General features: G+C 60.7%; 10 protein-coding genes. 3 read left to right on the forward strand and 7 right to left on the reverse strand.

Features of this window, described 5'->3' with window-relative positions:
* Window positions 1-13 precede the first annotated feature (13 nt).
* From CLU94_RS01365 to CLU94_RS01380, 4 genes are all read right to left on the reverse strand, one after another.
* Complete coding sequence (locus CLU94_RS01365) at window positions 14-706, reverse strand: hypothetical protein (protein ID WP_257218639.1); 693 nt, start codon at window positions 704-706, stop codon at window positions 14-16.
* Window positions 707-780: 74 nt separating this feature from the next.
* On the reverse strand, window positions 781-1,443 hold the full coding sequence (locus tag CLU94_RS01370; protein WP_034788080.1) for a DUF799 domain-containing protein: 663 nt from the start codon (window positions 1,441-1,443) through the stop codon (window positions 781-783).
* On the reverse strand, window positions 1,440-1,808 hold the full coding sequence (locus CLU94_RS01375; RefSeq protein ID WP_230521897.1) for a DUF4810 domain-containing protein: 369 nt from the start codon (window positions 1,806-1,808) through the stop codon (window positions 1,440-1,442). The genes CLU94_RS01370 and CLU94_RS01375 overlap by 4 nt, the downstream gene beginning before the upstream one ends.
* Before the next feature lie 8 nt (window positions 1,809-1,816).
* Window positions 1,817-2,491, reverse strand: a complete 675-nt coding sequence (locus tag CLU94_RS01380; protein ID WP_099664311.1) for a CsgG/HfaB family protein — start codon at window positions 2,489-2,491, stop codon at window positions 1,817-1,819.
* A gap of 312 nt (window positions 2,492-2,803) precedes the next feature.
* Between CLU94_RS01380 and CLU94_RS01390 the strand changes: the two genes are divergently transcribed.
* A complete protein-coding gene (locus CLU94_RS01390; RefSeq protein ID WP_099664313.1) occupies window positions 2,804-4,003 on the forward strand; it encodes a YbfB/YjiJ family MFS transporter in 1,200 nt (399 codons plus the stop codon).
* 30 nt (window positions 4,004-4,033) lie between these two features.
* Here CLU94_RS01390 and CLU94_RS01395 read toward each other — a convergent pair whose 3' ends face one another.
* Window positions 4,034-4,402: a cupin domain-containing protein gene (locus tag CLU94_RS01395; protein WP_099668113.1), complete on the reverse strand. Its 369-nt coding sequence runs from the start codon at window positions 4,400-4,402 to the stop codon at window positions 4,034-4,036.
* Between the two features lie 234 nt (window positions 4,403-4,636).
* Between CLU94_RS01395 and CLU94_RS01400 the strand changes: the two genes are divergently transcribed.
* Together CLU94_RS01400 and CLU94_RS01405 are read left to right on the forward strand one after the other, a co-directional pair.
* Entirely contained in the window at window positions 4,637-5,170 is a 534-nt protein-coding gene (locus CLU94_RS01400) for an ankyrin repeat domain-containing protein (RefSeq protein ID WP_099664314.1), read from the forward strand.
* 617 nt (window positions 5,171-5,787) lie between these two features.
* Window positions 5,788-5,982, forward strand: coding sequence for a hypothetical protein (locus CLU94_RS01405; protein WP_257218641.1), 195 nt, complete (start codon window positions 5,788-5,790; stop codon window positions 5,980-5,982).
* A 98-nt stretch (window positions 5,983-6,080) separates the two neighbouring features.
* On the opposite strand, the gene CLU94_RS27890 is transcribed toward CLU94_RS01405, so the two are convergent.
* Window positions 6,081-6,557: a hypothetical protein gene (locus tag CLU94_RS27890; RefSeq protein ID WP_143451326.1), complete on the reverse strand. Its 477-nt coding sequence runs from the start codon at window positions 6,555-6,557 to the stop codon at window positions 6,081-6,083.
* Window positions 6,554-26,452: a two-partner secretion domain-containing protein gene (locus CLU94_RS01410; RefSeq protein ID WP_099664315.1), complete on the reverse strand. Its 19,899-nt coding sequence runs from the start codon at window positions 26,450-26,452 to the stop codon at window positions 6,554-6,556. The genes CLU94_RS27890 and CLU94_RS01410 overlap by 4 nt, the downstream gene beginning before the upstream one ends.
* Window positions 26,453-26,473 lie beyond the last annotated feature (21 nt).

Consider the following 26,473-nt stretch of genomic DNA (forward strand, 5'->3'; position numbering starts at 1 on the left):
GTCGCGGCGCGCGCTAGCGGGCGGCGAAGTCGAAGCGCCACGCGTCCTGGCTGCGGTGCAAGGTAACGTCCACTTCGGTAGCCGAGACCGGCATCGCATATTGCGTCATGTCCTGGAAACTCTCCAGGCTGTAAGTCTGGCCCGCCGCCGGCCGCATGGCCACCACAAAATACAGGCTGGGCAGGTATTCGAAACCGACCGTCATGTTGGCATCGACATCGGGCATGGTCGCGACCGGCCGGTCGTTCACGTACCAGTTGCAGCTGAATGGGATGAATGGGCTGGTCTCGTTCATGACGCCGCATTGTGCGGGCGTCAGCTTCGATTGCGCCAGCGAGGCGGCGGCCGGCTGCAGCAGCGGCGACAAGCCATGCGGGCTCACGGCCGACAGCAGCTGGCCCGGCGCGATGACCTGGCGGCCCGAGACGATCTTGTTCCCGCTGATGCCGAAACTGTTCACGTCAGTCGAGATGCTGTCCTCGTAGTGGAACGATTCGGTGGCGCCGGCCGACCCCGTCAACACCTGCCAGGCATGGCTGTGGTAATGGCCCTGCGGGTTGTGCAGCTTCAGGAAGACCAGCACGGAGTTGCCTTGCAAATCGTCTGTTTCCACGTTGTAGCGGACGTTGAATTGAATGCCCATCGCTTGCTCCCTGCCTGGAATCTGCACGAACTCAGGAAAGACAGCGCCGGAGGACGAGTCCACGATTTCCTCCGGCGCCGGTTGTCACTGCCCCTGCCCTGGCTGATGCAGGGCGTAAGCACGCTATTCGCGAACGATTACTGCGCCAGGTAGCGTTCCGAACGGGGACCGTACAGCAAGCCATTCGGCACGCCGGCCGACAGCATGCGCGCATTTGCCGTGCCGGCGAGCGGATGGCTGGCATCGGTGCTGGTGTTGATGATCTGCTTGACGGCCGCCGTCACCAGCATGCCGACCAGGCCGCCGCCACCGCTGTTGTTGCCTTCGTTGCTGGACGCGCTGGCCGCGCCCTGCCACAGCAAGGCGCCCGTCTTCAGGTCCACCAGCTTGGCATCGACCGACACCACCGTCACGCTGTCGATCACGGCATAGGTCGTGCCGTACTTGGAAATCGTCACGTACAGGCCCGCATCGGCGCCAAAGATCTCGTTGAGCTTTTTCGCATCGACGCCGTGGATATCGGCGGCGTTCGTCAAGCCGTTCTGCTTGAAGGTTTCACCGACCACGGCCACCGGCAGCACATAGTATCCCGCTTCGGCCAGGGGATACGTCACTTGCGCGTAGACGCTGTTGCCGGCATTGACTTCCGGCGAGTTGTTCAACGGCGGCAAGACCACGATGGAGCGGGGCTTGGCGGCCTTGAAGGCGGTGTAATCGTAGGCCGCCTGCTTGGTGGCGCAACCGACCATGAAGATGGCGGGACCCAGGCACAAGGCCATTTTCAACATGCGCGACATCATAATTTCTCGCCTTTTTTCATTTTACCCAACAGGAAGTCCATGTACGGCGTCGATTCCGGGAACAGTTTTTTCTCGTCTTCGAACTGCGCTTCGACTTGCTCCGGCTTGCCAGCGATCGAGTACAGCATGCCCAGGTGGGCATGGAAACCCGGCGGCGCGTGATTGCCCTTCGCGCCGATCACTTGCAAGTCTTTTTCCATGGCGGCGATCTGCTGTTCCGGGCTTTCACCCTTCAGGTATTCGTACACTTGCGGCTCGTAGCCTTCCCATTGGTACAGGGTCTTCGATTGCGTGGCGCAACCGGTCAGGGCGGCACAGGCGAGCAGCGCCAGCAGGGCTGCGCCCTTGTTCATCATTGTTTTCATGGGATACCTTATTGTTTGCGCATTGCGCCCGCTTCGACACCAGCCACCAGGCGCTCGACCGCTTCGCGCATGGCCAGGTCCAGCACTTTGCCGTTGAGGGTGGCGTCATAGCTGGCGGTGCCGCCAAAACCCAGCACTTCGCGGTTCGACAGGCTGTATTCACCGGCGCCGGCGGCCGAAAACACGACTTCCGACGTAGCGATGTTGACGACGTTCAAGGTGACCTTGGCATATGCCACTTGCGTCTTGCCGCGGCCCATGATGCCGAACAATTGCTTGTCGCCAACTTCCTTGCGGCCGAATTCGGTCACGTCGCCCGTGACGACGAAATCCGCGCCCTTGATGTTCTGGCCCTGCTTCTTGAACTCGGCTTCCTGCTTGAGTTCCGCCATGTTGTCGCGGTCGAGCACATTGAAACGGTTGGACGTTTGCAGGTGCGCAATCAGGATCGTTTTCGACTGGCTGCCCAGGCGGTCGACGCCATCGGAAAAGATGCCGCGCATGAAGTTCGAGCGGTTGTCGAATTTGCCGACAGCGATCAGGGTGCGTGGACCAACGTAGGGACGGGCTGCGCTGGCAACCGTGGGGACAGCCAAAGCTTGCGAGGATTCGGAAGCGCAACCAGCCAACGCCGCGCCAATCAGCGCTGCAATCAACAACGCGCCGGGTGTATTCTTGTTCATAGTGCCCTTATGATATGGAGGATCAGGAGCAACCTGCGAAATTGATTTTTGGCAAGTTAATTTCCTAATGGCAATTATATGGTATTGCATGTCTCATAATTCTCTCCAAAAGTAACGATGGCCAGGATTGCATGATTGCCGGCGCTACTCAGCGCTCGGCCCTGCTTGACTTCCCCGGGCCGATTCATTAACTTAGTAGTAAAAAAGCGCGCCGTCAGCGCCCTGTGCCACTGTCCCTCAGGGACTTCGCCCGCCGGCCCGCCCCACTCCGGCGCCAACTCCACGCTTTCCACCTGGACGGGTCTCCTGGCCATGCCGATACACGATCATTCCCCGGCCCATCCGCTGGTCACGGCGCTGGCGCTCTCGCTGGGCGCCGCCGTCGCCCTGGGCCTGTCGCGCTTTTCCTATGGCTTGCTGCTGCCGCCCATGCGCGCCGACCTGGGCTGGTCCTACCTGCTGGCAGGGGCCATGAACACCTTCAATGCGCTCGGTTATTTTCTCGGCGCCCTGGCCACGCCGGCCCTGATGCGCCGCCTGGGCGTGTGGCGCTTGCTGATCGTCGGTTCCGTGCTGGCCAGCATCTTCATGCTGATGTCGGGCCTCGTCAGCGACACGGCCACCCTGTTCCTGCAGCGCGTGTGCGCGGGCGTGGCCAGCGCCTTCATCTTCATCGCCGGCGGCGTACTGGCGGCGCGGCTCGGCTCCATGCACAGCCAGCGCGCCGGCTTCTACATCGGCCTGTATTACGGCGGCACGGGATTCGGCATCGCGCTGTCGGCCCTGCTGGTGCCGGCCGCATTGACGTCCGCCCGGCAGCACGGCGCCGCGCATGCCTGGCAATGGCCGTGGCTGGCACTGGGCATCGCCTGCCTGCTCGCCACCGCCGTCATGGCCTTGCCGGCGAAAGCCATCGGCGAAGCGCCGCGCGCCGTCGACACCCAGCGGCGCTTCGCCTGGCGCGACTTTTCCCCCAGCCTGGCCGGCTACTTCATGTTCGGCGTCGGCTACATCGGCTACATGACCTTCGTCATCGCCCTGCTCAAGCAGCAAGGCATGCCGCCCAGCTTGATCACGGTGTTCTACGCGGTATTGGGCCTGGCGGTGGTGGCGTCGTCGCGCATCTGGGCGCGCATGCTCGACCGCTACAAGGGCGGCGAATCGCTGGCGATATTGAATGGCGTGCTGGGCGCGGTGACCATCCTGCCCGCGCTGACGAGCTTTGTCCCCGTCGTGTTCCTCTCCGGACTCGTCTTCGGCGCCGTATTCCTGTCTGTGGTGGCGTCGACCACGGCCCTGGTGCGGCATAACCTGCCGCAGCAATCCTGGACGGCCGGCATCAGCGCCTACACGACGGTATTCGCCCTGGGCCAGATCGTCGGCCCCATCGTCGTCGGCTGGATCGCCGACGGCCCTGCCGGCCTGGAACGGGGCTTGATCGCCTCGGCCATCGCCCTCTTCATCGGCGCGGCGCTGGCCGCGCGGCAAAAGGCGCTGGCGGCGGGCGCGTAAGCGACTGTCTCGCACATGCATTGGCCCCGCTTATTGCGGTTTGGCATACTTTGCGACGCCGGTTACATCGAACAGTACACAACGCTGGTTTCCAACCACCCAGGCGTCGTGCCCTGGTGGCATATAGAAGACGTCACCCGGGCCATATTCCATTTCAGCGCCATCATTCATCCTTACCAGCATCCGTCCCTCAAGGACCATGCCGGTATGAGCTGCCTGGCACGAATCGGTTCCTGCAATCGGTTTTACGTGCAGACTCCAACGCCAGCCAGGCTCAAATTCGCCGCGCCCCATGGTCTGTTCGCCAAGCGTAAAGACAGCCATCCGGCCGGCTCCGTCCTTGAATGGGCGGACTTCGTCCGGCTTATCCAAGGATTTCTTTTCTAACATCGCACTCATGACCCGCCCCTCCTTTGAAATTTCTGGAAGTATTAAATTTCCGAATTGGAATAACTGACACAATATAAAAATCACATCATTTTCCAATATAGTTTAATAATGGAAATTTACAAGCAGGGCACCTGCCGCACTTACCTCAAATGCGGAGCCGGATCGTACAATTGAAACTTCCGGGCCAATGCTTCAACATCCATTTACACTGCAGGCATAGCCCACCTTCGCGGAAAGAAAACGATGAACACCGATGCACGAAAAATCCCGGCAACGATGGATGCGGAAACGCTGGAATTCATCCAGGGCCTGTTCGCCCTGGTGCGCGAAGGCGATACGCAGCAACTGGGCGCCATGGTGGCTCAGGGCGTTCCAGTGAACTTTCGCAACGAAAAAGGCAGCAGCCTGATCATGCTGGCCAGCTATCATGGCCACCTGGAAACGTCGCGCCTGCTGCTCGAAGCGGGCGCCGACGCCAACGTCCCCAACGACCAGGGCCAGACGCCGCTGGCCGGCGTGGCCTACAAGGGTTACCTGGACATCGCCGAACTGCTGCTCCGGCACGGCGCCAAGGTGGAAGGCAGCAGTCCGGATGGCAAGACCCCCTTGATGATGGCCGCCATGTTCAACCGCCTGGCCATCCTCGACCTGCTGCTGCAACACGGCGCCCGCATCGATGCCGTGGACAGCCGCGGCATGACTGCCGTTTCACTGGCCAAGAGCATGAATGCGCAGGAAACCCTGGGCCGCCTGGCCAGCTTGGGGCAGACGGCATAGCTGACGCTGACATCACCGACAGTTTGCAAGCCCACCGGCAAAAAAAGTCCCTGACAAATCAGGAACTTGGCGGTGTCGCTGAGCAAGCGTCAGCTTACGCTGTCGAATGAACGATTATTCCATTCGATGGTCAACGAGCTGGCTAAGCGCTTGATTTTTCAGTGTTTTCTACTTTATTCAGTTGCCGATACCCTCAAAAATACCCTCATCGCCAAAATCCGTCATTGCGGGTTTGTTGCCGGCGGAGACGGGAAAAACTAGCCCACTCGCTAGCACCTGCCATCAGATTCTTCTAGGCGATGAGGCCTTCATTTCAGCACATCAGCAATCGCAGCGCACCGAGACGCCGAGAGATACGCCAAGGTCGCAGCGCCGCGCTGTCACGCTGTCATTAGAGCAGTTTCGGGCGCGCTATAGCGACAGAGACGAGGCGATGGCACGCGCTTATCTATCGACCGCTTTTACCATGTCCCACATCGCCTCCGCTTTTCACGTCTCGAGCAGGACAGTCAGTCGAGCCGTATCGGCATTTAGTAAAGCGCAACCTGCTGCAGATCGAGACGACCAAGGCTGAGATCGTGTACGAATGCCGGACCTGCCCCCCGGCCTCCCGCAGCTTGGCCGCACGCCGCCACAATCCAATTCTCTGCCGTTTTGCCGAACGCTTGTCTGCAACGGACATGGCGAAAAAAGCCGTAATTGGCGCGATCATGCACAAACTAGCACATCTGATCTATGGCGTGATCCACACTGACAGGCCCTTTGATGCGCATTACTTGGCAAAAGGACTTGTCATTCAAGACGGTATCTGACCCCGGGCGTGCTGGCCCCGCGGCCCACGCGGCCCACGCGTAAACTGATCCCGATCCTTTAATCTCGCCGGCATTGAATTTTTTCCATTAGAACTCTATCAATCGATATTTATAATAATTATTGGGTCTAAAAAATCTTCTATTTCATTAACATTATACAAAACCTCTCCTTCCCTTTTTTTGTGAAATCTAAAAGTGCATATATCGCCAAACTCGTCACTCTTTTCATATCCAAAAATTGCGACAATGGGAAACGGTAATTTTCCATCACACAAAATTGAAAACTTCTCAACAAAACAGATCGATGAAGAAAAAAAGTTATCTACCATGAAGTCTTCAAGATGGATGCCATTAATTGCACATTCATACCCACTTAAATTTGAAAAATTTCTTTCAATAAAGTCAATATCAGGAATATTTTTACAATTAAATGAGTTCTTAAAAAATACACACCCGTCAATCTCACTAAAACCATCATCCAAAATCTTCGCCAATCCAACAGGAAACTCATCTGGACATAAATATTTGGTTTCCACAAGATGGCCCATCGATCGATTACATTTTACGGTTATCATTTTTTTACTCCCAAGTATTTGGTTAATCCCTTATCTATCGCCTTTGAAAATCTTTCATCTTTAAGCAGATTCTGCACAGACTTAGGAGCAAGTTCTGCTGTTTGGACGTTAAAAAATACTTTGGTATTTGGATCGTAATAATACTTTTTATTATTTTCATCTTGGTAATGAATTTGACCAGGACGGCTTCCTGGAGCAGCATTCTCCACATCGATCCTTTCTTTTCCTTTACCTTGCCAAATAGTTGTTGAGTGTGTTTTTTGTCCATCCTCACCCAACATTTTTCCTTGGTAATATCTAGCATCAATTTTTCCATCAACAGATTTTGTTTTTGATTTTCCAATTGATTGGACCATCAAGACTGCTAACATACTAGCAGCTTCGGGAGAGAGAGAGTATTTTTCCTGCAACTCTATCGTTGAACTCTCTACAGCTTTGTTTTTCCAATTGATAGATGAATAAAATTCCGGCGCAACCGATGTCAAAGATGCCTGATTTGTATGCGCGGATATGTATTTGAGGGTATTAAGACAAGAATAATCGCCTGGAGGGCAAAAGTTATACTTATCCTTAACCTCAGTAGAAAACAAACCCATCACACCATTCTGCTGGAGTGGATAAACAAAATCAGCGGTCAGCTCACGGCAAGACTCTGTAGTTATACATTGCTTCAATAAAACATCTTGAGCATCAGATAAATTTCTCATATCTGCTAATACGGAATCTTTGCATTGGACTGTTTTGCATTTTCCATAAGCATCTCGAAATTCATCCAGTTGCGCATGCTTCAGATAATTATTCGCCACCTCATTCGTGGCGCTAGCTGCTCCCGTCGCCCCACCAGCGGCGGCGCCCACCGCAGCGCCCGCAGCCAGCGTCAACGCATCACGCAGCGTTTCAGGCATATCAAGTTGCTTCAGGTGCTGGGCGATGGCATCCGTCGACAACGCCGCCGCGCCTGCGCCCAAAGCACCATTGGTTCCGCCGGCAAGCCCGCCAATTGCCGTGTGCAACGCGACCCGCGCTAGCCCCCCCTCTTTCCAATTCTCTGTTAACTCAACACTTTGACGCGTTAACTCTGCGCTTCTTTCAGGATCGGTTTCTCGAAGCTTATATGCTTCATCTGCCAATGCAGTCGCTTCTTTCAGCTTATCGGAAGCATAGGTCCCCAGCTTCTCTGCAGCAGCTGCCGCAAACGCCGCCGTCACATCCATCGTCGCCTGCAGCGCTGCCTTGTCAAAATTATTGCCAATCTTACCGCTGGAATCCACTCCAGTCGTTACATCGCGGTTCAGATCGGAGATAGCTTCATCCGTTCCCTTGCCCGTCGCTGCACGCTGAGCCGCATCATCGGTGATGACCAGAGTGCCGCCACTGATGCCGCTACGCGTAGTACTACTAGCGTTCTCGCTGAGCGCGACAATGGCAGGCAGGCCTGCGGGGGTGCCGCCTTTACCGCCAACATTGGTCAAATTCTTATTCTCTTCGGTCTCCTTGCCCGCTACCGAAAAACCGCCCGAAACACCCACACTGCTACCCTTCGATATCGCATGGTTGGCAATGTCGCTATGCGTCAGGGTCGCGGTGATCAAACTGCTGTCCAGCTTGCCCGCCTCGGTGGCACTGATGACGGCTCCCTTCAAGTCCGTATTGCCGCCCACCTTGATCTGGAAGCCGCCATCGCCCGCCTTGATGCCGCTTTGCTCCTGCACGCTGGCATAGTCGTTGTGCATGTTGCTCTGGCTATAGCTGCCGCTGAAGCTGGCGCCAATGCCCACCGTACCGCTGGCAGAAATGCTCTGGCTCTTGCTGTCGAACTTGGCCAGGTCTTGCAAGCTTTCCAGGTTCAGATTGCCCTTGATGTCGGCAATCACCTGGTTGGCGCTGGCCACGGCGCCCTTGATGTTGGTGTCGCCACCGCTTGTGATAACCAGCTTGTCGCCCGCTTTCACATGCGTATTGAGCTGCGTCGTGCCATCCCCGTCCTCATGCCCCTTGCTGCCGCTGACGCTGGCCGTGAAGCCGAACGAGGTGCCCTGTGTGCTGACGATCGCCTTCACGCCCACGGAGGCGCTCAGGCTCGAGCTCTTGCTGTGCTGGCTTTCCGTGTCCTGCGCGGCCAGCAGATTGACGTTATTGTCGGCATGCAGGCGGATATCGTTCTTCGCGTTCAAGTCGCTGCCCAGGATATTGATGTTGCTATCCTTGCCGCCACCCAGGGCCGTGATGTTGATATTGTTGCCTGTCAATACGCTGCCGCTATGGGTGGTGCTGGCCGTGTTTTGCGTCTGGATGCTTTCCGAATGGCCCGCCGTCAGGCTGATGCTGATGCTTGGACCGCCTTCCTTCATCATGTCCTTGGCAGCGTCCTTGGCGGCCATGGCCGCCGTGGCCGCCGCCATGGCCGTAACGCGGCCATCCTTGGCCGTGCTGGCCGCCGAACTCATGGTTTGCAAGGTCTGGATGGCGCTGATCACGCTGCCGCCCAGAGCCAGGGTCAAGCCATCCTGCGTCGTCTTGACTTCAAATTTCCCCTTCTCATTGTCCTGGCCCGGCTTGATGGTGACGCTCTTGCCGATGATATCGAGATCGGTAGCGGCAAGAATATCGCTGCCGCCTATCGTCACGTTATTGCCGGCAACCATCGTCAACGCACCGCCCGTGGCGCCGATCGAACTGCGCGCCTCGCCGCTTTGCAAGGTGGCATCCCGTTCCTGGTCTACGGTCGTGGTCTTGGTGCCATAGCTGAAGCCGATGCCGCCACTGCTCATGAAGCCACTTTTCTTGGTACTCGTGTGATGCAGTTCGTATACCGTATTGGTGGCCGCGTCGATCGTGATGTTGTTGCCCGCGAGTAATCGCGTCGCGTCGTCGCTCAAGATGCTCGAACCAGTAACTTGCAAATCATGCCCGGCCTGCACCGTCACGCTGCTGCCGCCAAGCGAGGTGCCGATGGCCGTGGTGGTATCGACCACGTCATGCTTGGTGGTGGTAGTCTTGTTCCAGAAGCCCTTCTTCGTCGATTTGCTGGCAACATCGGTCACTTCGTTCTGGAAACCATTCACCAGGCTGATGTCATTGCCCGCCACCAGGCCCAAGGTACCGCCCGCCTGCACGTCCGCCGCGCGCGCCGTCAGATCATGGCCCGCCTGCAAATTGACGTTGCCGGCGCCCATGATCTGGCTGCCCACTTCACCTGTCTTGCTTTCTTTGCGGTAATTGTCCGCATTGCGCACTTGGTCGTGCGTCGAGGCGACGGCGACGGTATTGAGAGTCAGGTTATTACCTGCGACCAGGCTGGTCTGGCCATTCACGCCGGCATTGGCGATGACGCCTCCGGTCAGCGTCATATCACGGCCCGCCTGGGCGACCAGCGTATTGCCTTCACCCGTGCCGGTCACATACAGGCCTGCCACCTTGTCGACGACGGTGCTGGTTTCGCTATTGCCCATCCCTTTCTTGCTGGCATTGCTGACAGTGGTCGTGACGATGTTGATGTCTCGTCCGGCGCTTGCGATGAGCTTGTCTGTCGCGATCACCTGGCCGCCAGTATTATTAATATCATTGCCGGCCAGCATGACGATCTGCTTGCCGCCCAGCTCGCTGCCTTGGCTAGTGCCTTTGGTCGAGCTGTTGCCATACCAGCTTTGACGCGTTTCTGTATCCCGTGCCGTAGAAATGTCGATATTGCGTTCCGCAGACAGCTGCAGCGTTTCCGCTGCCTGGACATTTGCCGCTTTCAGCTGGATATTGTCACCGGCACTCAGGCGAATATCGCCGGCAGATGCAATCGTGCTGGCGGTTTCTTTGCTGGACGTATCGGTCATATGCCGCTGCCCAGGACCTGCCAACGTGAACTCACTACCGCTGTTCACTGTCGTGACGGCAATATCACGGCCAGCTGCGATGCCAATGCCGCCACCGGCATCCGTATTCACGACGGATGCACCCGCGATAGTCACGTCGCGCCCCGCAGATACCAGCAAATTACCGCTGCCGGCCGTGCCATTGCCTGTGACATACAGGCCCGCCAGATTATCCAGGGTAGTACGACTGTAGCTGTTTTTGCCATCGCCGCCGCTGGACGTCAGCGTGGACGTCTTCACGTTGATATCCCTTCCCGCACTGACTTGCAGCTCGCTATTGGCAGAAATGGTGCCGCTGATGTTGTTCAGGTCATTCCTGGCATGGGCCGAAATGGCGTCGCCAGTAATGCGCCCGCCCAGGTTGTCGATATTTTCCGCATTCAGCTTGACGATCGTGCGTCCGGCGATCGTACCGCTATTGGTCAAATCGCCTTCGAGATTCAGATTGACTTCCTTGCCGGCCAACAATCCGCCCTGGCCATCGATATCGCCCTCACGCACGCGCACATACACTTGCGGCGCCAGCACTTTTTGCGTGCTGCCGTCGGCCAGCACGACGTCCTGTTCCACCAGCCAGACGATATCGCTGGTCAGCCCCGCCATTTGCTCCGCTGTCAGCGCAATACCGGGACGAAGGTCCCATTGCTTGGCAAACGCGACACCTTGATCCATCAGTGCCTTGTACTGCTGTTCGTCACTGGTGTAATCGCCGACGAAACGCTGCCCCGTCAGCTCTGCGACTTGCTCGCGCACCAGGCGTTGCTCGTAGAAACCGTCGCCCAGGCGCTTTTGCGTCACGGAGGGATCGTTTTTCACCTGCTTGAGCAGATAATCGGAACCCGTCCACTCCCGATAACTGGCAAAGCGCGGATCCGTTTCCACCAGATAGCGGGATGATGGCGCAGAGCTCACCTTATACAGGCTGGCGTTCGGAATCTGCAGCGATGAACCCGTGGTCCGCACCACTTGTGCGCGCGTGGATGGATTGCCCAGTTTCACCTGGGTAATGCCATTCATGCGCACCTGCCCTATTCCACCGACAGCACCTGCGTATGCCGCGCTGCCTGTCGAGGCTGCAATAGCCACGTCTTTCAGCGGGTTCAATCCGGTTCCGGCGCTTGCTTGCGCGCCGTTGACACCCGCCAGCGCAGTCGACGCCAGCGTTGCAATTTCGCCGGCCCGGCCAAGCTTGGCGGCATCGGCAATACCGCCTGGTCCGCCCTTGCCCTGCACTTGATCTGCCGCAATGCCGGCCCCGGCTACGGGACCAAGGCCTGTATGCGAGCTGGCGTGGCTGCCGGCAATGCCACTCAACTGGGCAGCATTCACCGCCCCAACCTCTCCAGCTTGGCCAAGGACGCCACCATGGGCCGCGCCGCCCGGCCCCTTGCCGCCCGACACGGCCGTGACCGCCCCCACAGACGAGCGAGACAGCAAGGCCGCATCAACGCCTGCGCCATGCTGGCCAGCGCCGCTGGCCGCATCAACGTGCGCGCCGGAAACCGTGTCAACGGCAACAGTACGGGCCGCATCGCCCGTACGCGTGCTGCCCGTCGCACCGTGAGCGCCCGACACCGTGGCGGCGCCCTGTGCGGCAACGCTACCTGCCGCGCCTGTCGACACGTGGTTCAGTGATGTCCCTGTATCTGCAGCGATGCCTGTCGCGCCATCAAGCTTGCTGCCTGGCGTGACGCCAACAGCCGCATCGGTGACGGGATTGCCAGCACGGTCAGTCTTTTGGACAACACTGCCGCCATCGACACGATTAGTTTCTTGACCGCTGACATCGGCTTTCCGGATTTCTGTTGCCTCCGTAGAAAAAGCCGAAGTGCGCACATGCGTTTCCGCACCGCCTATGCGTTCCGCCGCACCGCCAACGCCGTTTTTGACGGCACTGCCTGGTTTTGTGCCCTGGCCGCCGGTATTGGCATTTCCTTCATTGCGTGATGTGCTGGCAGAACTGGAGGGCTCAGTTACAGTCCGGTCTATGGGTGTATCAATTTTCGCCGTCACTGTTCTATGCTCAAATCCAATAACCGGTTTGAAAACTGTCATTTTTCCTTTCTCATGTACAGTTTTCTGCCCCTTCGTCGTCTTATTATTGAGAATCGCCCTATCCATATCCAAAGTACCACCTGCAATGATATGACTATTGTCATTCACAATGGCACTTGAGCTAATTTTCAAATTATTGCTTGCAATAATTCTCCCTGGATCAGAACTAACGACAACACTCTCATAGCTTGTGCGAGTCAGTTCACGCTTTGTGAAAACGGAATAGCCCCTGCCATCAGGTGCATTCATAAATAAGCTAGTATCCTTGGGGTCGTCTGGAAGAGCAAAAATATCCAAACCTAACGTGCCCTCTGTATACCAGATATCACTTCCTTTTCCTTGATACTCAGATATCGTCTCCGTCGTCATCCGCCCTTCCTCAAAAACCAGATGGTTATTGAGTACATTCACCTGACTCGCACCCAGGTTCAAGCTCCCCAGCGCCTCGATCGTCGCGCTGGCATTCGTCACCGTTCCCGCCCAGCCCGTGGCGATGCGGTTGCCGTCCAGGTAGCCTCCGATGGCCATGTCGCCGCCACTGAAGATCAGGCCGTGCTCGCGGTTGTTGAGTGTGGTGACGCCGATATCGAGCCGCTCGCGCGCCGCGATGGTGGCCGCCACGCCGCCTTCCACGTTATTGTTGACGGTGCCGCCTGCTATGCTCAGATGGTCGCCATAGATGCGGCCCGTGCCGACGTTGTTCAGCGTGCCCACGTTCAGTTGCGTGCTGATGCCGTCGATCACGCCCCGGTTGTTCAGCACGCCGCCGACGTTGACGCGCGTCGTGCCCGCATTGATGTCGCCCGTGCTGGCATTGTCGAAATTGGCCGCGCCCAGGGTCAGCATGCTGAGCGCCTGGATTTTCCCGGCATTGGCCAGCTGTCCGCCGATGGTGATATCCGCATTACCGTTGGCCATGATCTCGGCGCCTGCGTTCAGCGTAAAGTTGCCGGCCAGGTCCAGCGCCATATCCTTCTGCGACAGCACCTTGCCATCGCCGCTCAGGCTGCCCGCGCGGATGTCGGTGCGCTGGCCGCCGATGATGGTGCCGCCCGAGTTGGTCACGGCCAGTCCCCGGCCAGGGCCGGTGTCCTGCAGCGCCAGCGTGCTGCCGGCGCTGAGCATGCCCAGTGTGTTGTTGATAATGCCTGCACTGTTGATCGCCAGGTTGCCATCGGCGCGCACCGCGCCCTGCACATTGCTGACATTGACACTGTTCAGGGTCACATGGATGCCTTCGATGCCCTGGTTCGCGCCCAGGGTGCTGGCATTGTCAATGGTGCCGCCCGTCACCGTGACGGCCGCGCCGGAGCGGATCAAGCCTTGCTGGTTGTTGATACTGCCGCCACCCGCGTTCAAGCCAATATTGCCCAGCACCTGGATTTGCCCGCCCTGGTTTTGCAAGCCGCTCAGGGCCAGGTCCAGCGCCGACTTGCCGACGAGCTGGCCGCCACGGTTATCCAGCTGGCCCACGCTGCCCGTGATGTTGCCGGCCGCGCCCAGATAGCCGCCCGCATTGTTCCAGCTGCCCGTTTGCAGGGTCAATCCTGCGCCGCTGCTGATGCCGCCCGCGCTGCCCGGATGGCGCACCGCGTACGCGCCCGCATTGGTGTTGAGCAAGGCATTACCGTGCGTGTCGATGGTCATGGCGCCGCCCGACTGCAGCAAGCCGCCATCGTTGTCCAGGATGCCCGTCTGCAAGTTGACGGTGCCTGCGCCCGCCAGCGTGCCCTGCGTATTGTTGAAGACCTGGCCGTGCGTGTCGAGCGTGACATTCGCGCCCGCAATGGTGCCCTGCCCGTTCCACAGGCCGCCATTGCGCAGGATGATATCGCCGCCCGCTTGCAGAGTGCCGCCATTGTTGACGGTGGCGCCCGTGGACGTGACCGCCAACAGGCCTTGTACCGAGGCCAACTTACCCCCGGCGCTGTTGTCGACGCTGGCCGCGTTCACGGTCATATTGCCCGTGGCGGCCAGCAAGCCGCCCGCATTGTTCAATGCCTGCACCACATTTGCCGTCAGCTGCCCGCCCGCCGTGGCGCTGCCGCCTTGGTTCAGCAGATTTCCGGCACCCAGCACGACATTGCCGCCGCCGGCGATGACGCCGCCATGGCGGTTGTCGAGCACGTTGCTTGCCGTCAGCGTCAGGTTGGCCGTGCCGGCCGCCTGCAGCTTGCCGCCCTGATTGTTGAGGGTCGGTGCAACAATCGTCGTGTTGCCGTTGCTGGCAATCGTGCCGCCGCGGTTGTCCAGGCTGGTCGTCAATTGAATGCTGGTATCGCCCTTGCCCAGCTGCGTCAGGTTGCCGCCCGCATTGTCCAGGATCGTGCCCGTCACGCTCACTTGCTGCGCGATGGTGCTGGCGTTGCGGTGGTCGATGGCGCCGGCCGTGACGACCAGCGCGCCATTGCCCGTGATCTGTCCGCGCTGGTCGTTCAACTGCGCGGCTTGCAGGCTCAAGGTGCCGCTGCCCGCATGTTCGATCTTGCCATCCGTATTCGTCAGCGTACCCGCTTTCAGGCCCAGGTTGGCGCTGTTGACGGCGATGCGCCCGCCCGTGTTGTCCAGCACGCCTGCTGGCGATGTCAAGTCGATGGCCGTATTGCCGGCACCCGTCTGTACGATGCTGCCTTGCTGGTTGTTCAGGTTGCCGGCTGTGACGGCAAGTTGGCCGGCGCTGATGTCGCCGCGCTGGTTGTTCCAGCTTGCCTGTCCAGATGTAATCGTCAAGGCGCCCGGCGTAGTGACCACGGCGCCACTGGTGCTGACATCACCGCTTGTCGCCGTCAGGCTGATATTGCCAGCGCTGCTGCGGCTGCCGCCGAGGTCGACGCTGCCGCCGCGCAGGACGGCATTGCCTGCCGCCAACACTTGCCCATGCGCTCCCAATGCCTGCTGCGCCGTGATTTGCAGATTGCCGCTCGTCTGCAGGCTGCCATCGGCTTTCACGCCCGCGCCGATCAGGCTGGCCGCGCCGCTGTTGACGCTGTTGGCACTGATCGTGTTGTTGCCCTGGGCCAGGATCACGCCGGCATTTTCCAGCGCGCCCGTCACGGTGAGCGTTTGTTCTGTGCCGGCAAACAGGCTGCCGCTGTTGCGCACGCTGCCCGCCGTCGTCGTCAGATTGCCGCTGGCAACGATACTGCCCTGTGCGTTGAGTAGCTCGTCCATCGTCAATTGCGCATTGCCGCCCGCCGCCTGCAACTGGCCCAGGGTATTGTCCACCTTGCCACCGGCCAGTGTCAGGTCGCGCCCGGCAATGATCACGCCGCTAGTATTGTCCAGCTTGCCCGTCGCTGCCACATTGACATCTTGCGCAGACGCAATACGGCCATGATCGTTAAGCAACTCGCCCGTTTCCACGCGCACATTGCCATTCGCCTCGATCTTGCCGCCGCTATTATCCAGGCGCGTGCTGGCCAGCACTGTTGCCGCACTCGTGCCCAGCTGCGTGATCTGTCCCTGGCGATTATCGAGGATGCCGGCGGAGACGTTCACCTGCTGCGCCAGCAGGCTGGCGTTGCGGTGATCGAGGTAATTGGCCGCCACCTGCAGCGCGCCATTGCCCGTCAGCTGGCCCCGCTGGCCATACAAATTGGTGGCGCGGATCTCCAGCACGCCCTTGCCGGCATGCTCGATCTTGCCGTCGATATTCGTCAAGTCACCCGCCTGCAGGCGCAGGTTGGCGCTGTTGACGGCGATGCGCCCGCCCGTATTGTCCAGCTTGCCTGTTTCGATGAGCGTGTCGCCAGCACCCGTCTGTATCAAGGTGCCTTTGGCGTTGTCCAGGTTGGTAACGCGCAGGGCCAATTGCCCAGCGCTCAAGCTGCCGCCCTGGTTGACCAGTGCCTGCCCGTTGGCGGCATTCGCCGTGATGCTCAATAGACCATTGGTCGACACGACGGCCTTGCTGGTCGTCACATTGCCCGTCAAGGCCGTCAAGCCGATGTTGGCAGCGCTGGTCTGGCTGCCGCCCGCGTCGACCGATGCGCCCGTCATCTGCAGCTGGCCGGCCGCCATGTTCTGGCCACCAGCTTGCATGGCACCACGGGCCGTCACGGTCAGGTCACCGGCCGCGGCAAAGCTGCCATCGGCGCGCATGCCGGCCGCCAATAACCCGTTGCCGCCCAGACTGCCCGCCGTGATTGTCGTACTGCCCAGGGCTGCCAGCGAGCCTGTATTGCCGAGCAAGCCGCCGATATCCAGAGTCTGGTTGCGCCCCGCATACAACACGCCAGCGTTAAGCACATCACCGCTGACCTTGGCGGTGATATCCGTGGCCGCGCTGAGCGTGCCTTGCGCATTGCGCAGGCTGGCCGCATCCAGGCGCAAGGCGCCGGTCCCCGCCTGCAGCAAGCCGCGCGTGTTGTCGATGGCGCCGCCCAAGTGCAAATCGGTTGCCGCCGCGATCACGCCATCGGTATTGACGAGCGCGCCAGTGCTGGCGATGTCGGCGGACGTGGCCGAGGTGATCTTGCCTTTGGTGTTGTCAAGGCTGCCGGTCTGCACCGACAAGGTGCCGTTGCCAGCGATTTCGCCATTTGCGTTGTCCAGTTGGCCGGTCACGGCCACTGTCATGCCCCCCGCGCCCGTCTGCAGCAGATGGCCGCCCCGGTTGCTCAGGCTGTCTGCCTGCACGTTCAGGGAGCGTCCCGTGGTGGTGGCGTTGGCGTGGTCGAACAAGCCTGCCTTCAGATCGACGGCACCATTGCCGATGATACTGCCGCCTGCGCCCTGCAAGGTGGCCGCCGTGATGGCCAAGGTGCCGCTGCCCGCATGCTCGATCTTGCCGCCCGCATTCGTCAAGCTGGCCGTGCCCAGGGTCAGATTCGCGCTATTGACGGCGATGCGACCGGCGCTGTTGTCCAGTTTGCCCGTCTGGATGACGGTATCGCCCGAGCCCGTCTGGATGACGCTGCCCTTGGTGTTGTCCAGGTTGCCCACATGCAGGTCGAGCTGGCCCGCCTGCAATGTGCCTTCCGCGTTGTGCAGGTTGGCGCTCGTTGTGATGTTGAGCGCGCCTGGCGTCATCACCACCGCCTTGTTCGTGCTGACATCGCCCTGGGTTGCCGTCAGGCCGATGTTGGCGGCGCTGGTCTGGCTGCCGCCGATGTCGATGCTGGCACCTGTCAGATTGGCATTGCCCGCCGCCAGGTTCTGGCCGTGCGCGGCCAGCGTTTGTGTTGTGCTGATCGTCAAGTCGCCAGCCGTGCCCAGCTTGCCATCGGCCTGCATACCGGCGCCGATCAGGCTACTTGCGCTGCTATCGAGGCTTTTCGCCGTGAGGCTGTTGTTGCCTTGCGCCGCGATCACGCCCGTGTTCACGATGGCGCCGCTGGCGGTCAAGGTTTGATTGCCGGCCGCATACAGGCTGCCGCTGTTGTTCAAGGTGTCGAGCGTAGCGTTCAGGTTGCCGCCGGCAAACACGCTGCCCGCGTTGTTGTTCAGCTTGCCAACCTTCAAGGTCGCATCGCCCGCCACGGCCTGCAACTGACCCTTGGTATTGTCGATATCGCCACCGGTCAATGCCAGATTGCGCCCCGCCGCCACCGTGCCTTCCGTGTTATCCAGGCTACCGATGTTCAACTTGGCATCCTGTGCCGCCACGATGCGGCCCTTGTTGTTCAACAACGTACCTGCTTTCACCAGAGCATCGCCATTGCCTTCGATATTGCCGCCCGTGTTGTCCAGCAAACCAGTCGCATTGACATTCATCAAACCTGTACCCGTTTGCGCCAGGCTGCCGGCACGGTTGTCCAGGCTGCCCGCGTTCACCGTCAGCTGATTGGCCACGGTGGTGGCATTGCGGTGGTCCAAGGTCGCAGCGGTGAGGTCCACTTTGCCGTTGCCCGTAATCTTGCCGAACTGGTTGTTGAACTGGCCCGCGTTGATAGCCAGGATGCCCGCGCCCGCGTGTTCCAGCTTGCCATTGATATTGGTCAAGACGGAGGCGTTCAAGGCCAGGTTCGCGCTGTTGACGGCGATGCGGCCTGCCGTATTGTCCAGCTTGCCGGTGGTGATAACGGTATCGCCCGTGCCCGTCTGCACGATCTCCCCGCTGGCGTTGTTCAGGTTGGCCACGCTCAGTTGCAACTGGCCGGCCACCAGCTGGCCCTGCGTATTTACCAGTGACTGCGCGTTATGCGCGTTGGCCGTGATGGCCAGCACGTTGCTGGCGGAAATCACCGCCTTGTTCGTCACGACATCGCCAGTATTTGCCGTGATGGCGATATTCGCCGCGCCCGTCTGGCTATCCGACAAATCGACTGATGCACCTTTCAACTGAGCGCTGCCCGCCGCCAGGTTCTGCCCGCTCGCTTGCAACACGCCATCGGCATGGATGGTCAGATCGCCTGCCGTACCCAGGCTGCCGTCCGCTTTCACGCCGGCACCCAGCAAGCCGCTGCTGGTCACTTTGCCAGCGGTAATCGTCGTGTTATTCACGGAGGCAATCGACCCGCTATTGTTCAGCAAACCACCCACCGTCAGTTGCTGGTTGCGGCCCGCATACAGCAGGCCAGCGTTATTCAAATCACCACTCACTTTCGCCGTCAGGTCCATGCCAGCGCTCACTGTCCCCTGCTGGTTCAGCAAGGCCGCCACCTCAAGATGTAAATTGTCCGCCTGCAAGACGCCGCGCGTGTTGTCCAGTGCAGTGCCGCCAACCTGCAGATTGGTGGTGGCGGCGATCACGCCATCCGTATTGTTCAGCACACCTTTGCTGATGACAGAAGCTGCTGCCGCCGACGTGATGCGGCCCTTGTTGTTGTCCAGCACACCCGCCTGCACATTCAGCGTCCCCGTGCCCGCATGCTCGATCTTGCCATCCTGGTTCGTGACCTTGGCGGCATCGACATTCAAGTTCGTGCTGTTGACGGCGATGCGGCCAGCCGTGTTGTCAAGATTGCCCGTCTGGATGACGGTATCGCCCGTGCCCGTTTGCAAGAGAGTGCCCTTGGCGTTGTCCAGATTGCCCACATGCAAGTCGAGCTGGCCCGCCTGCAAGGTGCCTTCCGTGTTGTGCAGGGCGGCATTGCTCGTGATGTTCAATGTGCCTGGCGTCATCACCACGGCCTTGTTCGTGCCAACATCGCGCTGAGTGGCCGTCAGGCCGATGTTCGCCGCGCTGGTCTGGCTGCCGCCGATGTCGATGCTGGCGCCGGTCAGGGTCGCCTTGCCCGCCGCCAGGTTCTGGCCGTGTGCAGCCAACGTTTGCGCGGTGTTGATGGTCAAGTCACCAGCCGTACCCAGCTTGCCATCGGCCTGCATGCCGGCGCCGATCAGACTACTTGCGCTGCTGTCGAGCGTCTTTGCCGTGAGGCTGGTGTTGCCTTGTGCCGCGATCACGCCTGTATTAATGATGGCGCCTGTTGCGGTCAGGGATTGATTCCCGGCCGCATACAAGCTGCCCGTGTTGTTCAAGCTGGCCAGTGTCGCGTTCAGATTACTGCCAGCAAACACGCTGCCTGCCGCATTGTTCAAGTTTGCAACGTTCAAGGTAGCGTTACCGGCCACGGCCTGCAACTGGCCCTTGGTATTGTCGAAGTCAGCACCGCTGAATGCCAGGTTGCGGCCGGCAGCCACCGTACCATCCGTATTGTCCAGGCTACCGACGTTCAACGCGGCATCCTGCGCCGCCACGATGCGGCCCTTGTTGTTCAGCAAGGTAGTGGCCTTTACCAGCGCATCGCCATTGCCTTCGATCTTGCCGCCCGTATTGTCCAACAAACCAGTCGCATTGACGTTCATCAAACCTGTACCCGTTTGCGCCAGGCTGCCGCTGCGGTTGTCCAGCGTGCCCGCATTGACCGTCAGCTGGTTCGCGATGGTCGTGGCATTGCGGTGATCCAAGCTAGTCGCCGTGATGTCGAGCTTGCCATTACCCGTAATCTTGCTGAACTGGTTGTTGAACTGGCCCGCGTTGATGGCCAGGATGCCGGCGCCTGCGTGCTCCAGCTTGCCATTGATGTTCGTCAATACCGTGGCGTTCAAAGCCAGGTTCGCGCTGTTGACGGCGATACGGCCAGCCGTGTTGTCCAACTTGCCTGTGGTGATGACGGTGTCGCCCGTGCCCGTCTGCACGATGTCGCCGTTGGCATTGTCCAGATTCGCGATGTTCAGCTGCAGCTGGTCTGCCACTAGTTGGCCCTGGGTATTGATCAGCGACTGTGCGTTGGCCGCATTGGCGGTAATCGCCAGCAGCTTGCTCGCAGAAATGACCGCCTTGCTGGTGATGACATCGCCAGCAAGGGACGTGATGGCGAGGTTCGCCGCGCCCGTCTGGCTACCCGACAGATCCACATTGTCGCCCGTCAGCACGGCATTGCCCGCCGCAAGGTTCTGGCCGCTCGCTTGCAAGAGGCCATCGGCGTTGATGCTGAGATCACCTGCCACGCCCAAGCTGCCGTCCGCTTTCACGCCGGCGCCCAGCAAGCCGCTGCTGGTGAGCTTTCCAGCAGATATAGTGGTGCTACCAACGGAGGCGATGGAACCGCTGTTGTTCAGCACACCGCCCACCGTCCATTGCTGGTTGCGGCCCGCGTACAGCAGGCCAGCGTTGTTCAGGTCACCGCTCACTTTCGCCGTCAAGTCCGTGCCGGCGCTGAGCGTGCCTTGCTGGTTCAGCAAGGTCGCCGCGTCCAGACGTAAATTGTCCGCTTGCAATATACCTCGGGTGTTATCCAGTGCAATACCGCCCACCTGCAAGTCGGCAGTCGCTGCCATCACGCCATCGGTATTGTTCAGCGCGCCCTTGCTAACGATGTCGGCCGCCGCGGCGGATGTGATACGGCCCTTGCTGTTGTCCAGCACGCCCGCCTGCACGGACAGGATGCCGGCTCCCGCATGCTCGATCTTGCCATCGCGGTTCGTCAGCGTAGTCGCATCGAGGGTCAGCTTGTCACTGTTGACGGCGATGCGGCCAGCCGTGTTGTCCAGATTGCCCGTCTGGATGACGGTGTTACCCGTGCCCGTTTGCAGCAACGTCCCCTTGGCGTTATCCAGGTTTGCCACATGCAGGTCGAGCTGGCCCGCCTGCAAAGTACCGTCCGTGTTGTGCAACGCGGCGCTGGTCGTCACGTTCAACGTGCCCGGCGTCGTCACCACGGCCTTGTTCGTGCGGACATCGCCTTGTGTCGCCGTCAGGCCGATATTGGCCGCGCTGGCCTGGCTGCCACTGATGTCGAGCGTGGCGCCTGCCAGATTGGCATTGCCGGCCGCCAGAATCTGGCCGTGTGCATTCAGCGCTTGCGCGGTGCCGATCGCCAGGTCGCCAGACGTGCCCAGCTTGCCATCGGCCTGGATACCCGCGCCGATCAGGCTGCTTGCACTGCTGTCGAGGCGATTGGCCTTGATGCTGGTATCGCCCTGCGCCGCGATGACGCCCGTGTTGACGATGGCGCCTGTTGCGGTCAGGGATTGATTTCCGGCCGCATACAGGCTGCCCGTGTTGTTCAAGGTATCGAGCGTGGTGCTCAGATTGCCGCCGGCAAACACGTTGCCTGCCGCATTGTTCAAGTTCGCCACGGTCAAGGTAGCGTTACCGGCCACGGCTTGCAACTGGCCCTTGGTATTGTCGATGTCAGCACCGCTCAATGCCAGGTTGCGCCCGGCGGCCACGATCCCTTCCGTATTGTCCAGACGATCTACATTCAACGTGGCATCCTGCGCCGTCACGATGCGGCCCGTGTTGTTCAGCAAAGTGTTTGCCTTCACCAGCGCATCGCCATTGCCCTCGATCTTGCCGCCCGTGTTGTCCAGCGAGCCGGCGGCATTGAGGCTCATCAAACCTGTACCCGTTTGCGCCAGGCTGCCGGCGCGGTTGTCCAGGCTGCCGGCGTTGACGGTCAGCTGATTCGCCACCGTCGTCGCATTGCGGTGGTCGATGGCGGCGGCAGTGATGTCAAGCTTGCCATTGCCCGTGATCTTGCCGTACTGGTTGTTGAACTGACCTGCGTTAATGGCCAGAACGCCCGCACCCGCGTGTTCCAGTTTGCCATTGATGTTCGTCAAGACCGTCGCGTTCAAAGCCAGGTTGGCGCTGTTCACGGCGATGCGTCCGGCCGTGCTGTCCAGCTTGCCGGTGGTGATGACGGTGTCGCCAGTGCCCGTCTGCACGATCTCGCCGCTGGCGTTGTTCACATTCGCCACGTTCAGCTGCAACTGACCGCCCACCAGCTGCCCTTGGCTATTCACCAGCGATTGTCCATTGTTCGCATTGGCGGTAATAGCCAGCAGATTGCTGGCGGAAATCACGGCCTTGTTCGTCAATACGTCGCCGCTGCGCGCGGTGATGGCGATATTGCCTGCCCCCGTCTGGCTGCCCGACAAGTCCACATTGTCGCCCGTCAGCACGGCATTGCCCGCCGCAAGGTTCTGGCCGCTCGCTTGCAAGAGGCCATCGGCGTTGATGGTGAGATCGCCCGCCGTGCCCAGGCTACCGTCCGCTTTCACGCCGGCGCCGAGCAAGCCGCTGCTGGTCACTTTATTAGCGGAAATATTGGTGCTACCAACGGAGGCGATGGAACCGCTGTTGTTCAGCACACCTCCCACCGTCAGTTGCTGGTTGCGGCCCGCGTACAGCAGACCGGTGTTGCTCAAGTCTGCGCTGAGGCGCGCCGTCAGGTCCGAACCGGCGCTGAGCGTGCCCTGCTGGTTCAGCAAGGTTGCCGCGTCCAGACGTAAATTGTCCGCCTGCAATACGCCATGCGTGTTGTCAATATTTACACCTGCCACATGCAAGTCGGCAGTCGCAGCAATCACGCCATCCGTATTGTTCAGCGCCCCTTTGCTGACAATAGTCGCCGAGGCAGCGGACGTGATACGGCCCTTGCTGTTGTCCAGCACACTAGCTTGCACTTGCACGCCGCCATTGCCGGCGATGTTGCCACGCGTATTGTCCAGGGTCTGCGCCACATCCACGCGCATCTGTCCTGGTCCCGTCTGCTGCAGGGTACCGTCGCGGTTGTCCAGGTTGTCGGCCTGCACTGTTACCTGCTGCCCGGACGTGACGGCATGACGGTGATCAATTGTTTCCGTCTGGATATCAACCAGGCCATTGCCCGTCACCTTGCCGCGCTCGTCATCGAAACGCACCGCGTCGATGCTCAGGCTGCCCGTGCCCGCGTGTTCGATGCTGCCGTCGCGGTTAGTCACAGTTTCCGCAGTCAGCGCCAGCTTGGCGCTGTTGACGGCGATGCGTCCGCCCGTGTTGTCCAGGGTGCTGCCTTGCAAGGTAGTGTCGCCAGTGCCCGTCTGAATCAACGTGCCGCCGCGGTTGTCGAGCGATCCCGTTGTGATATCCAATTGCCCGGCGCTCAGGGTGCCGCGCACGTTCGACAGGGCCTGACCGCTGCCGGCCGCCATCACGGACAGCACGCCCGTAGTGGTCACCAGCGCGTTATCGGTCACGACATGACCGGCGCTGGCGTTCAGGCTAATCGCCGCGCCGCCCGTCTGGCTGCCGCTCAGGTCGATGGCGGAAGCATGCATGCTGGTCTTGCCTGCCGCCAGGTTCTGGCCGTGGGCCGCGATCGCCTGCGTGGCCGTCAGTTGCAACTGGCCGCTGCCGGCCAGGCTGCCGTCGGCACGGATCCCGGCGCCCAGCAAGCTGCCGGCCGCACTGTCGATGCGGTTGGCGTCGATGCGGTTATCGCCTTGCGCGGCAATGACGCCGCTGTTGCTGACGGCGCCGCTCACCTGCAGCGCCTGGCTGCCGGCCGCATACAGGTTGCCGCTGTTGAGCACTTCACTGGCCCGGGTGGCAAGGTTGCCACCGGCAAACACGCTGCCGGCCGTATTGTTCAGCTTTGCCACCGTCAAGGCCGCATCGCCCGCCACTGCCTGGATCTGGCCGCGCGTATTGTCGACGTCGCCGCTGTCGAGGCGCAACTTGCCGCCCGCCGCCAGGGTCGCCTCGGTATTGTCCAGCGCGCCTGTCGACAGCGCCACATCGGTGCCCGAGACGATACGGCCCTTCTGATTTTGTACATTGCCCGCCTGCACGCTCAAAGCGCCATTGCTTTCCAGCGCACCACCGCGGTTATCCAACCCGCCGCGCACCTGCACGCCGGTCGCGCCCTGGCCGCTCTGCGCCAGGCTGCCGCCCCGGTTATCCAGGTTGCCGGCATCGACGCTGAGCTGCCCCGCCACCGTGCGCGCATCGCGGTGGTCGATGTGCTCGCCCGTCAGCGCCATGGCGCCATTGCTAAGGATGCTGCCGCGCTGCAAGTTGACTTGCGCTGCGCCGATCTCCAGCGCGCCCGTACCCGCATGCTGGATTTGCCCATCCTGATTGCTCAGGCTGGCAGCATGCAGACGCAGGGCCTGGCTATTCGTGGCGATGACGCCGCGCGTATTGTCCAGTGCACCCGGCAAGCGGATGGCCAGATCACCGTTGCCCAGTTGCATGATCTGGCCGCCCACGTTCGACAAGTCGTGCGCGTTCACGCCCAATTGCTGGCCCACCAGTTGCGCCGCATCGCTGCGCACGGTGTGCGCAGCGTCCAGTTGCAGGCGGTCGCGGGCGGTGACCTGCGCGCGGCTGGCATCGAGGTCGCCAGCGCTGGCGCCCAGACTGACATTCCCGCCCGAAACTTGCGCCCCAGCAAGGTCCAGCTGGCGCGCCGCCAGAGTGCTGTCGCCGCCAGCCACGGCCGTGCCATGCATGGCAATGGTGTCGCCAGCAGAAACGCTCAGCTTGCCGCTGGCGGCCAAGGTATTGTCCAGATTCAAGCCAGCCGCCAGCACCGAGCCGGCGGTGGCATCGATGCGCGCCGCCGCCCCCGTGGCATGCACCTTGGCATTGCCCTGGGCCGCGATCACGCCGCTGTTGGCAATGTTGCCCTGCGCCTGCACCAGGCTGTCGCCACCCGCATACACGGTGCCGCTGTTGGCCACGTCGCCCGTGACGGCGATGCTCGTCTGGCTGCCCGCGCCGGCGGACTGGATATTGCCGCTGTTGCTCAGCCAGCCATTCGATTGCAGCACCAGATTACCCGCCGTGGCCGCCAAGACGCCCGCATTGCGCACACCCAGGCCCGCTTCCGTGCCGATCAGGGTGATCTTGCCCGCGTACATGCCGCCCAGCTGTGCCACGTCCAGCGCATACGCTGGGGCAGATCCTACACCAGCCGCAGCGCCCGTCACCCCATGCGCCGCATCGATCTGGTTCGCCCCCGTCACCACTTTCAATTCCTGCGTCCAGATGCCGCCGTTGATCTGTGCGGCGCGCGCCAGGATGGCTGTGTAGTCGCTCAGCGAGGTGTCCAGTCCACGCCCGTTGATGCTGACCACGCCGCGCTGCACCATGTAGCCGTCCAGGCTGCCGCCGTTGAGGATCGGCGTGCCCGTCGTCAGCGTGACCCGGCTGGCATTGATGAAACCGCCGCCGTCGATGGCCACGCCGGCCGGGTTGGCGATGACGACCTCGGCCCGCTGCCCGGCCACCTCGACATAACCGCGCAGCTGGCTCGGGTTGGCCGAGTTGACTTCGTTCAATATCACACGCGCGCTGCCGCCGGCCAGCCATGGATTGCCTTGCACCCAGCCGCCCGTCTGCGTCTGCACGTTGCCGCGGCTATTGTTCAGGATAGCGCCATTCGCCGTCACGTCGAACTGGCTGTAGGTATTGCGCGACACGCCCGCCGCGCTCGGCGTCTGGATATTGACCTGCGTCACGCCGTTGGCGCTTTGCACCACGGTCGGACGCTGGCGGCCCGGCGCGTTCGGATCAGCCACGATCTGTCCCATGGCCGGACCGGCGACAAAGGCCACCATGCCCAGCGCGCCAAATATCGCCAAGGCCAGGGGCCGCAATTTGGCATTGACCCCGCCACCGCCATCACCGCCAAAGACACCACTGTCCAGGCCTCCCTCCCCCTTGGCAGCCTTGCCTTGCGACGAAGCATTTTCGGCGACGACCATCAATTGGCCACGGCGTTTGTTGAAGATGATGCGGTACAGGTTCTTGTTCATGAAAGTCCTAATAGCGGCCAA

Source organism: Janthinobacterium sp. 13 (assembly GCF_002749695.1).
GTDB classification, from domain to species: domain Bacteria; phylum Pseudomonadota; class Gammaproteobacteria; order Burkholderiales; family Burkholderiaceae_D; genus Janthinobacterium; species Janthinobacterium kumbetense.